The 14,620-nt window shown below is 43.1% G+C and carries 14 protein-coding genes; 9 read left to right on the top strand and 5 right to left on the bottom strand.

Annotation, left to right across the window (positions count from 1 at the left end):
- Nucleotides 1-213: 213 nt before the first annotated feature.
- Entirely contained in the window at nt 214-951 is a 738-nt protein-coding gene (locus tag BUB11_RS03055) for an MgtC/SapB family protein (RefSeq protein ID WP_073027769.1), read from the top strand.
- 100 nt (nt 952-1,051) lie between these two features.
- Here BUB11_RS03055 and BUB11_RS03060 read toward each other — a convergent pair whose 3' ends face one another.
- On the bottom strand, nt 1,052-1,561 hold the full coding sequence (locus BUB11_RS03060; protein WP_073027771.1) for a gamma carbonic anhydrase family protein: 510 nt from the start codon (nt 1,559-1,561) through the stop codon (nt 1,052-1,054).
- Nucleotides 1,562-1,819: 258 nt separating this feature from the next.
- Here BUB11_RS03060 and BUB11_RS03065 point away from each other — a divergent pair, with 258 nt between their 5' ends.
- From BUB11_RS03065 to BUB11_RS03090, 6 genes are all read left to right on the top strand, one after another.
- Nucleotides 1,820-2,014, top strand: coding sequence for a helix-turn-helix transcriptional regulator (locus BUB11_RS03065; protein WP_073027772.1), 195 nt, complete (start codon nt 1,820-1,822; stop codon nt 2,012-2,014).
- Between the two features lie 4 nt (nt 2,015-2,018).
- The gene (locus BUB11_RS03070) at nt 2,019-2,465 is read left to right on the top strand and encodes a DUF6773 family protein (RefSeq protein WP_073027774.1); all 447 of its coding nucleotides are present in this window, start codon (nt 2,019-2,021) and stop codon (nt 2,463-2,465) included.
- A 232-nt stretch (nt 2,466-2,697) separates the two neighbouring features.
- Entirely contained in the window at nt 2,698-4,335 is a 1,638-nt protein-coding gene (hcp, locus tag BUB11_RS03075; protein ID WP_073027776.1) for a hydroxylamine reductase, read from the top strand.
- A 262-nt stretch (nt 4,336-4,597) separates the two neighbouring features.
- Nucleotides 4,598-5,230: a hypothetical protein gene (locus BUB11_RS03080; RefSeq protein WP_073027777.1), complete on the top strand. Its 633-nt coding sequence runs from the start codon at nt 4,598-4,600 to the stop codon at nt 5,228-5,230.
- Between the two features lie 432 nt (nt 5,231-5,662).
- A complete protein-coding gene (locus tag BUB11_RS03085) occupies nt 5,663-6,862 on the top strand; it encodes an HD-GYP domain-containing protein (RefSeq protein ID WP_242947432.1) in 1,200 nt (399 codons plus the stop codon).
- A 21-nt stretch (nt 6,863-6,883) separates the two neighbouring features.
- Nucleotides 6,884-7,456: a DUF5317 domain-containing protein gene (locus BUB11_RS03090; protein WP_073027781.1), complete on the top strand. Its 573-nt coding sequence runs from the start codon at nt 6,884-6,886 to the stop codon at nt 7,454-7,456.
- Nucleotides 7,457-7,464: 8 nt separating this feature from the next.
- On the opposite strand, the gene BUB11_RS03095 is transcribed toward BUB11_RS03090, so the two are convergent.
- The 4 genes from BUB11_RS03095 to BUB11_RS03110 form a co-directional block, all read right to left on the bottom strand.
- The gene (locus tag BUB11_RS03095) at nt 7,465-8,229 is read right to left on the bottom strand and encodes a tRNA threonylcarbamoyladenosine dehydratase (protein WP_073027783.1); all 765 of its coding nucleotides are present in this window, start codon (nt 8,227-8,229) and stop codon (nt 7,465-7,467) included.
- 77 nt (nt 8,230-8,306) lie between these two features.
- Nucleotides 8,307-10,049: an NADH-dependent [FeFe] hydrogenase, group A6 gene (locus BUB11_RS03100; protein ID WP_073027785.1), complete on the bottom strand. Its 1,743-nt coding sequence runs from the start codon at nt 10,047-10,049 to the stop codon at nt 8,307-8,309.
- A 25-nt stretch (nt 10,050-10,074) separates the two neighbouring features.
- Entirely contained in the window at nt 10,075-11,958 is a 1,884-nt protein-coding gene (locus BUB11_RS03105; RefSeq protein ID WP_073027787.1) for an NADH-quinone oxidoreductase subunit NuoF, read from the bottom strand.
- Between the two features lie 107 nt (nt 11,959-12,065).
- A complete protein-coding gene (locus BUB11_RS03110; protein ID WP_073027789.1) occupies nt 12,066-12,620 on the bottom strand; it encodes an NADH-quinone oxidoreductase subunit NuoE family protein in 555 nt (184 codons plus the stop codon).
- A 277-nt stretch (nt 12,621-12,897) separates the two neighbouring features.
- Between BUB11_RS03110 and BUB11_RS03115 the strand changes: the two genes are divergently transcribed.
- Entirely contained in the window at nt 12,898-13,275 is a 378-nt protein-coding gene (locus BUB11_RS03115) for a MerR family transcriptional regulator (protein ID WP_073028191.1), read from the top strand.
- A gap of 82 nt (nt 13,276-13,357) precedes the next feature.
- Entirely contained in the window at nt 13,358-14,596 is a 1,239-nt protein-coding gene (locus BUB11_RS03120) for an acyl-CoA dehydrogenase family protein (RefSeq protein WP_073027790.1), read from the top strand.
- The last annotated feature ends 24 nt before the right edge of the window (nt 14,597-14,620 follow it).

Genomic DNA, 14,620 nt, shown 5'->3' on the forward strand with positions numbered 1-14,620 from the left:
GGGCTGTTTTATTGTGGACATTTCTCTAACAGGAGTACATATATCGGTTCGCTTTACTCCATGGTTTTTATCAGGCTCTATCAAGAAACTGTATTATGCCGTGGATGAAATAAAAGGAATTATAATAGGATTTATCGTATAGTATATTAAACTTAAAATCAATTGTAATGCAGAAATTACTGTTTGTCCTGAGAAAGAGGTGAAGATAGAAGAATGTATATCACTGAATATGAGATCGCTTTAAGACTCTTTCTAGCGTGTGTTTTTGGCGGAATAGTAGGATTTGAAAGAGAAAAAAATGATAGTCCTGCTGGATTTAGAACCCACATCTTAGTATCCTTAGGATCTGCTTTAATCATGATTTTATCAATGTATGGATTCAATGATTTTGCTTCAGTCAATAAGGATCCCGCTCGATTGGCTGCTCAAGTCGTTTCAGGTATAGGCTTTTTAGGAGCAGGTACTATTCTAAGAGATAGAACTTCGGTTAAAGGATTAACAACCGCTGCTTCACTATGGGTTGTTGCAGCAATTGGGTTGGCGGCAGGCGCAGGATTCTATTTCTCGGCTTTCTTTGTTACTCTGTTAGTTTTTATTACATTAGAACGCTCAGTTGAAACGTATTTTTTCAGAAACAGTCAGACCTTAAGAGTAGTCGCTATCAACGGAACTTGTAAAGTGAAAGAAATAAATCGGCTTTTTGAGGCTCACAGCATAGTGCCACAAAATATTTCAATGACTTTATTAAATGAAGAAAACAATAAGACTACTATTCAATATAAAGTAAGAACACCCTTTCGAAGAATAAATATGGAACAAATTATTGAGGATATCAATGAAATTGATGGGATATATTCAGCTGAACAAGAGGGTAACAGTGAAAGTCCATTTTCACGCTCTTTCACCCGTCTGTTTGGGCGCTTTAAAAGGCCGAATAAGCCTTCAATGTAGTGCAAAGTCCTATGCAGATCTAACTAGTATAAGATGGATACAGCCTTCACTTACGCGGTGAAGGCTGTATTTTTTCAGCGTGATTAAAAACTAACACTCACTAGGGAATCAAAGCATCCATAGCCTCTTGGGCTTTGCCAATGTATCGTTCTGCAGTTTGACGCATGGCTGATATTTCTTTTTCTGTAAGTTCTCTTACTACACGCGCGGGTACTCCCATTAGCATAACTCGGGGAGGATAAGTTTTGTTTCCTGGAACAAGGGCCCCAGCGGCAACAGACGTTTCCTCATTGATGACGGCACCATCAAGAATAATAGCCCCTATTCCGATCTGAGACCCTTTACCAATCGTGCAACCATGAAGGATAGCAGAATGTCCAATCGTAACATAGTCTGCGATTGTCACGGGTTGATTTAGGCTCACGTGAATAACGACTAAATCCTGAATATTGGAACATTTGCCAATCTTAATTTTAGCGAGGTCGGCTCTAATAACTGAGTTAAACCACACACTAGATTGTTCATCGATGTGGACGTCACCTCTTATTTTACAGCCTTCAGCGAGATAGACACTTTTGGCTATTTGGGGCTCTTTGTGATTATCTAACATATACTTTTCCTCCAGTTTAATAACTAGTTAGCATTTAAGGCCATACCATTTTACATTATAAAATGGTATGGCCTTAAATGCCAGCGAGGTTTCCACAGGATTCTTTGTTATTATACAATTTTCGGGTGCTTTGATCTCGTTTGGCTGTTGCGAATAGTGGCCTAGAGAATAAAGAGCCTTTTCACTCAACAATATGCAATATATAGTTTACATATTGCATATTATATTGTATAATATGCAATGTAAGGGGGACTGCATTTGAAAAATCTTAGATTGAAGTCAGCAAGAGCTATTTTGGATATGTCTCAAGAACAATTGGCAGAAGCAGTCGGTGTAACGAGACAGACCATAGGAATGATTGAAGCCGGGAAATTTAATCCATCATTACAGTTGTGTATAGCTATATGCAAGACGTTAGGTAAAACATTAGACGATATTTTTTGGGAGGTATAAAAGCATGCAAGATGAAAGAATTGAACAAGCAAAAAATAAAATCAGAAGTGAAATGGCAGTTATAGTATTTTTAGGTGTTGTAGCATCATTTTTAGTAAAGACTATGATATTTAAGATGGAGTTGCAGGAATGTATTACGGAATATGTAATTATGATATTTTTTCCGCTGTATCAGTTTATAAGAATGCATACGATGAAGATAAGTATTTACGGTGAGCGCAGGAAGAAACAAGCTGTAAAGAATTTGATTATAATAGTTGCAATCATAGTGGTTATATCAGCAGTGTCCATCTTTAATTCGATGTCCGAGTCAGCGTTGTATGTCTGGCCAAACGCAGTAGTTGGCGTAGCCACATTTTTGGTATTATTCGTAGCAATTTTTATCATTGCCAATAAATTTAATCAGCACAGAGGGCATAAGTACGAAGAGGAATTTGATGATGACAAATAAAGCATAAATATAGAATGATAGTTGTTTGAGAGCATTATGCATCATGATCTTAGAGGTTACTAAAAGCAAGGCCGCGAAAGTCGCCTTGCTTTGTCAATTTATCACGTTGAAACCGTGACCCAAATCACATAAAGGCACAGTTTATAGTGATAATATTAGCTCATCGGATAAAGAAACCAAGGCGCAGGGAAAACCCAAGGACGCCAAATATAAATGAAGGAGTTGTTATCTATTGTTTTGTTACCAATGTCAGGAAACAGCTAAAGGAACCGGTTGCACGATTAAAGGGGTTTGCGGGAAAACGGAAAATGTCTCTAATTTGCAAGATCTTCTAATCTACACATTGAAAGGAATCGCCACTTATGCGGTTCAAGCACGTGAACTAAGTGTTATTCGACCGGATATAGATAAATTCATCATGGAAAGCCTCTTCAGCACGATTACAAATGCTAATTTTGACAGAAGCCGTTTTGTCGAACGAATCCAAGAGGGTCTAACCCTGCGTGAAGGACTCAAGCAAGATATTCTCAAAGCTGGCGGCACTATTCCAGCAGGCTTGCATGATGCAGCCACTTGGACAATGCCAGCAGACCAATTTGAAGCAAAAGCGGTTGCCGTCGGCATTTTAGCCACGGAAAACGAAGATGTCCGTTCTCTCAGAGAGTTACTCACCTATGGACTAAAAGGGATAGCCGCTTATGCAGAGCATGCCTATACCCTTGAGTATCAAGAAAGCGGTATTTTTGCTTTCATCGAAAAGGCTTTGGTCGCGACCCTGGATGATACACTGGCAGCCGGTGATCTGGTAGCGCTTGTCTTAGAAGCAGGGAAGTACGGTGTGGACGTTATGGCCCTTTTAGATAAAGCCAACACTACGACTTACGGAAACCCAGAACTCACCAAAGTCAACATCGGAGTCAGAAACAATCCGGCTATTCTGATCAGCGGCCATGACCTGAAAGACCTGGAGGAATTGCTCGCTCAAACCCAAGGAACAGGCGTAGATGTCTATACTCATGGAGAAATGCTCCCAGCCCATTACTACCCGGCCTTCAAGAAGTATGACAATTTTGTCGGCAACTACGGCAATGCCTGGTATAAACAAGACAAAGAATTTGATTCCTTTAACGGCCCGGTTTTCTTAACCACCAACTGCCTCGTTCCTCCGAAAGAATCCTACAAAGATCGCATCTACACAACTGGGGTAGTCGGCTTTGAAGGGGTAAAGCATATCCCTGACCGCGCAGACGGAAAGGCCAAAGATTTCTCCGCCTTGATTGCCCATGCCAAGAGCTGTCCAGCCCCAACGGAAATTGAAACTGGCGAAATCGTTGGAGGATTTGCCCACAATCAAGTTATGGCACTGGCTGATAAAGTTGTAGCTGCCGTCAAATCAGGAGCGATTAAGCGTTTCTTCGTTATGGCAGGCTGTGACGGCCGCATGAAGAGCCGGGACTATTATACCGATTTTGCCAAAGCTCTGCCTCAGGACACTGTGATCCTAACGGCAGGATGTGCTAAATATAAATACAATAAACTAAACCTAGGGGACATTGGCGGTATTCCAAGAGTGCTCGATGCAGGACAATGTAATGACTCCTATTCCTTAGCCGTAATTGCCTTAAAACTAAAAGAAGTCTTCGGGCTCGATGATATTAACCAACTGCCTATCTCCTATAACATTGCCTGGTACGAGCAAAAGGCAGTTATCGTGTTACTGGCCCTGCTTCACTTAGGTGTAAAGAACATTCACTTAGGACCAACCCTTCCGGGCTTCTTGTCTCCGAATGTGGTCAAAGTTTTGGTTGAGAACTTCGGTATTGCAGGCATCTCCACTGTTGAAGATGATGTAAAAATGTTCATGGCATAAAAAAACTTGAGAAGTCCTTTAAGGTCCCTTTTACTGAACCATCGGTAAAGGGGACCTTAATATTTTTCAAAATGAGGAATGACATTGAAATATGGGAAGCAAGAACTGTTAAAGAGGAAAATGGTTCTCAAAATTACTATATTGTGAAAAGTTAGGATTTTTTAGAACTTTTACCAGTCGGGAATAAAGGAAAATGCAAGTAGACGTCGAAAATACACATTGCACTATAAAAAAGGAATCAGAAATACTAAGGAGTGTTTTCATGTCAGAGATGCCTTATCCAATTAAAGATTGGGAGCAGGCCATAAAACAGGTTAAATCAGTAGTAGCTGCTCGAATTAATATTAATCAGCTGGGAGAAATCGAAGAAGTTCATATCCTTGCTGGATCAGGACGAGTACCTAAACAGATCGTAAGGGATGTCGAGTCGATTTTAGCAGCCCAATTCGACCTGCAAATTGACCATAAAAAGATTAGTGTGGCCCAACTGGAAGAGAACGAAAAAGGGAACTCTGCTATCGAGGTGTCAAATCGGCTTAAATTAGTTGGAGTGACACTTAGAACTGTTAATGGAATGGCAGAAGTTAAAGTGGAAATGTTAAAAGGAGATACGCTGCTCGAAGGGCTCGCTGAGGGGCCGTCTTCGTCTCATAACAAACTGCGGCTGTTTGTTGAGGCGACACTTAAAGCACTTGAACCTCTCAATTCAGGACTTTTATTTGTTACTGAAGATGTTGGAATTATACAGCTAGCGAAGCAACATATTGCTTTAGTTTCCATTACTTTAATTGCCTCTACGGGTGAACAATCCCTTACCGGATGTGCCATTGTCAAAAATGATGATCGAGAAGCTGTGGTTAAGGCAACCCTTGACGCAGTTAATCGCAAACTGTGATTTCTCAGCTCCAATTAATTTTGCAAGATTTGGCCGACCACTTAACAATTTAGATCGGGGAGTACATCTGTTTTATTTCACTATAGCGAAGCGGAAAAAACAGCGGAACGGAAAAAGAGCGAAGCGGTAAAACTGTCCCTTTGATAAAAAATCAAGGAGGTTTACCGCAATGAGCAAATTATTAAAAGCAATCTCTGTTCTCGTTACTCTTGTACTCGCCGGTGGCGCAACCTTTAAGTGGTAGTTCCTATAACCTAGACTCTAGAGTTACAGGGATAACTCACCTTCTTTCTAGGTGCGCAACCTTGATTTCGGTTGTGGAGTAAGTCGGCCAAATATATAATGAGGTGGCTAATGGAAAATATATCGGTTAAACTCAAGCTATTTTTTACAATAATTGTTACCTCTGCCACCATAATATTGCTATGGAATATGATTAATACAGATTGGACTAAAACACAATTAATCAATTTCTTGATTTTCTGTATTCTTGCGATCGCCTCTGAATCCTTGCCCGTTGCCCTACCAAAAGGGGGATACGTGACGGTTAGTTATTCCATTTTTCTTTCTTCTCTAATTCTATTTCCCTTAGGAGTAACGTTATCAGCAATGGCTTTGTCTGGCTTGCTTATCTTTGGTAAGGCTAGCTTAGAGCAACCTCTTTATAAACGTGTGTTTAACGCATCACAATATGTAATATCCTTATCCGTAGCACATGTTGCAATAAGTTATTCAGAAATTCCATTCTTTCAATTTGAAATAAGATCGATAATATTTTATATAATAGCGGCAACAATTTATATGGTAATGAATATGACAATCGTCGCTATAGTATTGGGACTGGTTTCTAATAAATCGCCTTGGTCAATATGGATTGTCAATTTCCGATGGGCTGTACCAAATTTTATGGCACTTGTTCCCCTTGGTTTTTTATTAGCATTGATCTATAAAGATTGGGGTGCTCAGGGAATCCTCTTGCTATTTATCCCACTTTTAATTTCTCGGCATGCCTTTCAACTCTATATCGATATGCGGGAAAACTATCTCGATACAGTCGAAGCCTTAGTCCAGGCTCTAGAGGCTAAGGATACATATACCAGCGGGCATTCAGCAAGGGTAGGCAAGCTGGCAGTCGCTGTTGCAGAAGGAATTGAAATGAGTGAAGAAAAAATTGAATTTCTTAAATATGCGGCAGCTTTACACGATGTCGGTAAGATTGGAGTCAGCGAAGTAATCCTAAATAAAGAAGGGGAACTTCTAGAGGTGGAGTGGGAGGCTATTCGCAGTCATCCTGTGATTGGTCAAACGATTATCAAAGGTATTAAATTCTTATTTGATATTGGACAAGTAGTTCGCCATCATCACGAGCGGTTTGATGGAAAAGGATACCCAGATGGGATCCAAGGGGAAGAGATTCCACTGGAATCACGGATCATTGCTGTTGCCGATACCTATGATGCGATTACTTCGGATCGCAGTTACCGCAAAGGGCGTACTCATGATGAGGCTATTGCTGAGTTGAAAAGGGTAGCAGGATCACAATTAGATCCAAAAATTGTAGAAGTTTTCTGCAATGTGGTTACGGACGAGGTAGCCCAAAGGGTTAATGTGGAACACGTGCAAATTGCTTAATTTCTACTCAAGAGGTGAAGTATGCTCATAGAAGCTTTAATTCTGGCATTAATAATAAGTCTGTTATGGGGAGGGAAAATTAACCGCTTAGGCCAGCTCGTTTTAAGGGTATCTTGGCTGGTCCCAGTTGCGCTTATAATACAAAGTGGTCTCTACTGGGCCGCTGTTAGAGAAGTTGGACTAGACTCAAGTTGGCTCGTTCAGTCGCTTGGTACAGGGTCCTATTTTTTATTACTATTTTTCACATGGCGTAACAGAACATGCCCAGGTATGAGTTGGATTACTCTGGGGATTTTGCTTAACACTATTGTGATTGGTGTAAACGGAGGAGTAATGCCCGTCGATCCATTGTTTCTTCCAGAGGAGAGCCGCAAAGCATTGTTAGAGGGACAAGGTACTCATGGTTTGATGACATCAATGACTCACCTGAGTTTCTTAGCAGATCGTTTCTATCTGGATATCCTAGGATTAAAAAAACAAATGTTTAGTGTTGGAGATATCCTTATTGATATCGGAGTATTTTTTCTCGTATTCAAGACTATGGTGAGTCAAGACAAGCGTCCTAAGACTTCAGTGCTTTCTAAAAAGATTTAAATTTTAACCTACGCATTTATCTCGCAATTAAGTAAATCCCGAATAACTTCTCCGGCAATAAGCAGACCAACAACAGGTGGAACAAAGGAAATGCTCCCAGGAATTTGGCGATTTTCAGCGCAGTGGGCATCCCCGCTTGGGCAGATACAATTTGTTCGACAGTCGTTGTCGGAGGGGATTGGAGTAAGCGGCAGGTCGGGGCTAAATACTACCTTAATTCCTTTAGTGATTCCTTCTTTGCGCAGCAATTTGCGCATGGCCTTAGCTAGTGGATCTCCGCTAGTTTTAGAAAGGTCGGTAACTTTGTAATTTTCGGCAGTAAGGCGATTTCCCGCTCCCATACTGGAGATAAAGGGGATTTTTCGCAGTAAGCATTCTTTAGCCAAACTGACTTTACTGGAAACAGTATCAATGGCATCAACAACATAGTCTGGCTTTCGATCAAGAAAGCGTTCCGCATCAGCCGCCGAATAGAACTCTTTGATGGTTTCCACTTGGGCTGCCGGATTGATCTCTTGAATTCGCCGTTTCATGACCTCAACTTTCGCTTCGCCCACGGTGGAGCGGAGAGCGTGTAATTGTCGGTTAATATTCGTAAGGCATATATCGTCAAAGTCAACTAGGATTAAATGGCCAATACCGGCGCGGGCCAGGGCTTCCACAGTGAAAGAGCCTACTCCTCCAATTCCAAATATCATAACACTGCTTTTACGAAGCTTTTCCAGACCAGTATTGCCAATAAGAAGCTCAGTCCTAGAGAATTCGTGTTGCATATTCCCACCACTTCTTTAAAAATTTACTCTCAAAGTTTATCATAACCTTTAACATTAAGAAATAGTAGGAAAGGAAGCTAGATTTTTCGACGCTTTGTAAAGCTGGTATGGAGTAGTTGATGGGCTTTTTCTCCGTAGGGTTCGCCAATAAAATCCTTGTACAGCTTAAGTACCGCGGGATTTTCATGGGATTTGCGCAAAGGCTTGGAGCGGTCTTCTTGATAGATGGCATTAGCACGGGCTTGCAGTATTTCTATATTTCCATGGTGATAAGGCTGTCCTCCGCCCCCAATACATCCACCGGGGCAAGCCATTATTTCGATGGCATCATAATGACTTTCACCTGATTGGATTTTTTCCAGAATGGTTCGGGCATTCCCCAGACCATGTGTGACTGCAATTCGAAAGTCACGCTCTCCAATTGGAATGACTGCTTCCTTAATTCCATCCATTCCCCGAAGAGACTCGAATTCCACGTTCTCCAAGGGTTTTCCCGTCAGCCACTCGTAGGCAGTTCGCAAGGCCGCTTCAATGACGCCGCCGGTAGTTCCAAAAACCACAGCTGCACCCGTTGATTCCCCTAAGGGGTGATCAAAGTCTTCTTCTTTAAGGTGATCAAAATGAATCCCAGCTTCCCTGATCATACGCGAAAGTTCGCGGGTTGTAATGACGATGTCCACATCCGGAGTGACCGGATCTTGCCCCAACTCTGGGCGGGCTGCTTCGTATTTTTTGGCTATGCAAGGCATAATCGAGACAACGGTAATTTTTTGAGGATCAATCCCATAAGTCTCAGCATAATAGCTTTTAGACAAGACCCCTAACATTTCATGAGGAGATTTACAGGTTGAGGGGATGTCCAGTAAATCTGGGAATTGATGCTCAAAGAATTTGACCCATGCAGGACAACAACTTGTGAGAATCGGCAGACGCCCGCCGTGTTCTATACGGTGAATCAGCTCAGTAGCCTCTTCCATAATCGTTACGTCAGCCCCGAACTCCGTATCAAAGACACGGTCAAAACCAAGCCTCCGGAGGGCGGCAACCATTTTTCCTGTCACAATCGTTCCCGGTTCCAGTCCGAATCCTTCTCCGAGAGCGACCCGTACAGCAGGTGCCGTTTCTACAATAACGTAACGAGTCGGATCATTAAGGGCCTTCCACACCTTATCTACTTGATCAAGTTCCATCAAGGCCCCAGTAGGGCATACCGCTACACATTGTCCGCAGAACGTGCAAGAGGTGTCGTGTAGAGGTAAGTCGAAGGCAGTTTTAACTACTGTTTCAAAACCCCGTCCCACTGCAGAATATACGCCAACCGTTTGAACGTCGTTGCACATCGTTTCACAGCGGCGACAGCGTATGCATTTATTTGGGTCACGAATAATAGCTAAACTGGATTTATCAATTGGAAACTCGGATTCTTCCCCTTCATAGGTAATATTTCGTACACCTAGATCTGCCGCTAGGGATTGGAGGTCACAATCCAGGTTTTTAGGACAAGTTAAACATGATTTGGGATGATCAGAAAGCAGGAGTTCTACCATGGTCCGTCTGCCTTGGACAGCACGCAAAGTATCTGTTTTAACGACCATGCCATTGAATACAGGAGTGGAACATGCTGGGGCTAAATTTCGTCGACCCTCTACTTCGACCACGCAGACACGACAGGAAGCTATGTGATTATTCATTCTCATCTCATGCAGGTTGAGGTAGCATAAGGTTGGAATATCAATATTTATGGTTCGAGCAGCGTCTAAAATGGACATTCCTTCCGGAACGGTAAGGGATATGTCGTTGATTGTTAGTTGAATATCCATAACGGAGACCTCCTTAAGGGGTAACTTAATGGCGAATGATGGCACCAAATCGACATTTTTCCATACACGCCCCGCATTTGAGGCAACGTTCTTCGTCGATAACGTGCGGTTCCTTGACGGAGCCGGAAATGCAGTTGGCTGGACAATGTTTAGTGCAAAGAGTACACCCTTTGCATTTGTCAGTAATCTTATACCTCAGTAAACTCTTGCAAACTCCAGCCGGACAAGATTTATCGACTATATGGGCCAGATATTCGTCCCTGAAATACTCCAAGGTAGAGAGAATAGGATTGGGCGCACTTTGGCCAAGTCCGCAAAGTGAGGTATCCTTAATAATCTTGCTCAGTTTTTCCAAACTGTCTAAATCGTCTAAGGTTCCCTTGCCCTCCGTAATTTTTGTCAGGGTTTCATGAAGACGTTTTGTGCCGACCCGACAGGCGGTGCACCGACCGCAAGACTCGTCTACTGTGAATTCGAGGAAGAATTTCGCGATATTGACCATACAATCGCTGTCATCCATAACAATCAATCCCCCAGAACCCATCATAGAACCGATGGAGATCAACGATTCGTAGTCAATGGGGGTGTCCAAATATTTGGTGGGAATACATCCGCCAGAAGGTCCGCCGGTTTGCGCTGCTTTAAAGGTCTTATGATGTTTGATCCCCCCGCCAATATCAAAAATAATTTGACGCAGGGTCGTTCCCATAGGGACTTCTACCAGCCCAACATTGTTAACTTTTCCAGCTAGGGCGAAAACCTTAGTCCCCTTGCTTTTTTCCGTTCCGATATTAGAGAACCAGTCCGCTCCTCTTAAAATAATGGAGGTGATATTTGCAAAGGTTTCCACATTATTGACACAGGTGGGCTTGCCCCACAGTCCCTCCTGAGCGGGGAAAGGGGGTTTAACCGAAGGCTCCCCACGAGCACCTTCGATGGAATGAATAAGGGCAGTTTCTTCTCCGCACACAAAGGCTCCTGCTCCATATTTAATTTCAACATCAAAGCAGAAATCACTACCTAGAATTCTTTCTCCAAGTAATCCATACTCTCTCGCCTGGGTGATTGCGATTTCTAAACGGTGAATAGCTAGTGGATATTCAGCACGGATATAGATAAATCCATGAGTTGATCCGATCGCTAAGCCGGCTATGAGCATCGCCTCTAAAACGCTGTGAGGGTCGCCTTCGAGGATAGAGCGGTCCATAAAAGCCCCGGGATCCCCCTCGTCAGCATTACAAATAATATAGCGTTGTTTCGCCTCGCCTTGACGTGTTAGTTCCCACTTTACCCCGGTGGGAAATCCGCCGCCGCCTCTTCCGCGGAGGCCGCTTTTTTTTATCTCTTCAATAACTGAATCAGGGGTCATCTTAAAAAGGACTTTGGCTAAGGCTTGATAGCCATCGGCAGCAATATATTCGCGAATGTTTTCAGGGGCAATATAGCTGCAGTTGCGGAGGGCGATACGAAGTTGATTATGATAGAAGGGGAGGTCGGAAGCAAAACGCTGTTCTGTGTTGGGGTCAATATAGAGAAGTCGTTCAAGCTGCTTCCCTTGAACGAAGTGTTCCTCAACAATATCTGCTACATCGCTGGTGGATACTTCTACATATAGGGTATTATCGGGGTGGATTTCAAGAATTGGCCCTTTTTCACAAAAACCAAAACAACCTGTTTGGAGCACTTCAACTTGATCAGATAATCCGCGCCGGTCAAGTTCTTCTTTTAGTAATTTTGCTATTTCAGGACTATCTGAAGCGTGGCAACCGGTTCCTCCGCAAACCATAATATGCCGCGGTTTGCCTTGGGCGTCCATAGTCGTTAGTGGGTTAGCAATACGCCGATTATCAAGAAGAGTCAGGCTCTCGGTTTTTAGGGCATTCAGCGCAGCGGTGTCTTTGAGTTTCATATGACTTTCCTTCCTTTAGTCGAGGTTCGAGGAGCGGAGGCGCGAGTTCGAAGTTCGAAGTCCGAACTGAAGTCTGCAACTTTTAAGTATCGCGCCCCGAAATAGTTTCAAGTAGCGTGCTTCACGTCTTGAATAGGTTCGATGTTAGATATCTCGCTTTGTGCATCGGGTGTCGCTTCCGAGCGATACTTAGCAAAAAGCTCTTTAATATCCTCGGTATTTTCTAAACGTCCGTGGACTTTTCCATCCACTGTTATGACAGGAGCCAAGCCACACGCTCCAATGCAACGCACAGAATCTAAGGAAAAAAGATGATCCTCCGTAGTTTGCCCGGTTTTAATCCCTAGTTGACTCTCGATTTCCTGTTGTAACTTCTCAGAGCCTCGTACAAAACAGGCGGTGCCCATGCAAACGTTCGCCACGTGTTGCCCACGGGGCTTCATGGTAAAGAATGAATAGAAGCTCACAACGCCATAGACTTTGGCTGAGGGGATGTCCAATTTCTGTGCAATATGCCATTGCACCTTGTCGGGCAGGTAGCCAAAAAGTCCTTGCGCATGGTGGAGAATTAAAATAAGATTCTCCTTTTTGTAGGGGAGGCTGTCAATATAGTCATCCAACAGTTGATAAGGATCTTTAATTAAAGAGTTGTTGTTGCTCATGGAATCCTCCTTTAGTAAGGTTCTATTCTGAGGAGTTTCTTTTATAGTTCCCAGTTTTCCAAGATTTACGTATAGTTTGCAAGGAATCCTTGTAAGTTCAAAAATAGAGTTTGACCGTACGAGATAAAATAAAAAATCCTTAAAAAATTATGCATGGGGAACGTGGTATTTAAAATAAAGGGCTTGACGCTAACGTAAACTGGTGTCAGAATATTCGTAATAGTAATCTCTAATATTCTGAAAGGAAGTGCATTTTTTGGTTGTTGAACAGCCCCTCGTGAGTATTTCAAATTTAGCAGAAGAATTTCTAATTACACCGAGAACTATTCGCTATTACGAAGAGATGGGCTTGTTGACCCCAGTACACCACGAAAAAATGAGCCAGAGGCTATATGGGGCACGAGAGAGAGCTCGCTTAAAGTTAATTCTTCGAGGTAAAAGGTTGGGGTTTTCTCTGAGTGAAATTAAGGAAATGATCAATCTCTATGATATTGATCGTACGGAGGGTCTCCAATTGGAACGTGCAGTGGCCTACGGAGAAAAGCGCCTGCAGGAGCTTGAGGAGAAAATCCAAGAATTCACCCTGCTTAAAGCAGAATTACTAGACTATCATCAGCAATTTACAGAGTTACTGAAGAAATGTACAGAGGAATAACGTCGTAAAGAAGATGACCTGCCAACGGACAAATAAGATAGTCAAGTGAATAAAATCTACCATGAACAAGGAGGAGAGAATAATGTTCGACTTTCTTTTGACCAGCGCCCAAAAAGAACTGCAAAACGAGGCAATTGCCTTTGTGAAAGAAAAGGTCCCCAAGCAATTAATTTTGGATATGGATGCCGAGAAAGTGGTTTATCCCGTTGAATACATTAAAGATCTTGGAGAAGCAAATCTTTTAGGTTTGCGTTTTGCCCCAGAGTATGGCGGTCGGGGGCTTAACTGGGTTGATGAAGTCGGAGTTTTAGAGGAAATTGGGATTTTAGGCACCAGTTTAGCCTGCCTTTACTCGTTGCCTTCCATCGTTGGGGAAGCTCTCGCTCGTTTTGGTTCGGAGGACTTAAAACAACGCTACCTAAAACCCACTCTAGAAGGGAAAATCTACACCGCCGAGGCGCTGACTGAACCCCGGGGCGGCTCAGACTTCTTTGGTGCCACCACAGTTGCGGTACGAGATGGGGAGGATTTTATACTTAACGGCCAAAAGAGATTTGTCGTTGGGGCTGAAGGAGCAGATTACTTCATGGTGTATGCCAAGACCAATCCTGAGGGCAAATCCCATGAAAGCATGAGTGCTTTCATCGTTGACCGGGGCCCAGGCGTAGAAGTCGGGCATGTGTACGGACTAATGGGGACCAGAGGTGGCGGAGCAGGGCGTGTTGTTTTTAAGGATGTACGGATTCCTCGCCAAAACCTTTTGGGCACCGAAAACGGAGCCGCTGAGATTTTCTATCAGATGATGATTCCGGAAAGAATGACAAGTGCGGCTGGAGCCTTAGGCATGGCCCGTGCAGCTCTAGAAGTAGCCTCAGTTTACAGTACCAAGCGCAAGGCTTTTAATCACACTATCAAAGATTTCCAAGCAGTGAGTTTCAAAGTTGCTGATTCCATCACCCGTTTGGATGCTGCACGCGCCTTAGTCTACACGACTGCTCGAGCTATTGACTCAGGAGTGCCGGCGGCCCAAGGCAGACGCCTAGTATCTGAGGCCAAAAAATTTGCCACCAGTACTGCCTGGGCCGTCGTTAATGATGCCATGCAAATTATGGGGGGGATTGGCTATACGAATGTGTTCCCAGTAGAAAGGCTTTTGCGGGATACAAGATTAATCATGATTTGGACGGGCACGAATGAAGTGATGGATCTCATTATTCAGCATGAATATTACAAGGAATTAAAAACCCAGATGTCTAACCATCGAGCAATCGAGGAAGATGCTGAAAACGCACATTTGATGGAAGAGAAGGTCTATGAATAGTTCCTAACGAGGCATAAGGTCGCC

The sequence above is a fragment of the Desulfosporosinus lacus DSM 15449 genome (assembly GCF_900129935.1).
In the GTDB taxonomy this organism is placed as follows: Bacteria; Bacillota; Desulfitobacteriia; order Desulfitobacteriales; family Desulfitobacteriaceae; genus Desulfosporosinus; species Desulfosporosinus lacus.

Bases quoted from the DNA above. Each gene is read 5' to 3' on its own strand.
- BUB11_RS03060 (WP_073027771.1), bottom strand. From the start codon at position 1,561: ATGTTAGATAATCACAAAGAGCCCCAAATAGCCAAAAGTGTCTATCTC.
- BUB11_RS03085 (WP_242947432.1), top strand. From the start codon at position 5,663: ATGATTAATACAGATTGGACTAAAACACAATTAATCAATTTCTTGATT.
- BUB11_RS03070 (WP_073027774.1), top strand. From the start codon at position 2,019: ATGCAAGATGAAAGAATTGAACAAGCAAAAAATAAAATCAGAAGTGAA.
- BUB11_RS03095 (WP_073027783.1), bottom strand. From the start codon at position 8,229: ATGCAACACGAATTCTCTAGGACTGAGCTTCTTATTGGCAATACTGGT.
- BUB11_RS03100 (WP_073027785.1), bottom strand. From the start codon at position 10,049: ATGGATATTCAACTAACAATCAACGACATATCCCTTACCGTTCCGGAA.
- BUB11_RS03110 (WP_073027789.1), bottom strand. From the start codon at position 12,620: ATGAGCAACAACAACTCTTTAATTAAAGATCCTTATCAACTGTTGGAT.
- BUB11_RS03120 (WP_073027790.1), top strand. From the start codon at position 13,358: ATGTTCGACTTTCTTTTGACCAGCGCCCAAAAAGAACTGCAAAACGAG.
- BUB11_RS03090 (WP_073027781.1), top strand. From the start codon at position 6,884: ATGCTCATAGAAGCTTTAATTCTGGCATTAATAATAAGTCTGTTATGG.
- BUB11_RS03080 (WP_073027777.1), top strand. From the start codon at position 4,598: ATGTCAGAGATGCCTTATCCAATTAAAGATTGGGAGCAGGCCATAAAA.
- BUB11_RS03105 (WP_073027787.1), bottom strand. From the start codon at position 11,958: ATGAAACTCAAAGACACCGCTGCGCTGAATGCCCTAAAAACCGAGAGC.
- BUB11_RS03055 (WP_073027769.1), top strand. From the start codon at position 214: ATGTATATCACTGAATATGAGATCGCTTTAAGACTCTTTCTAGCGTGT.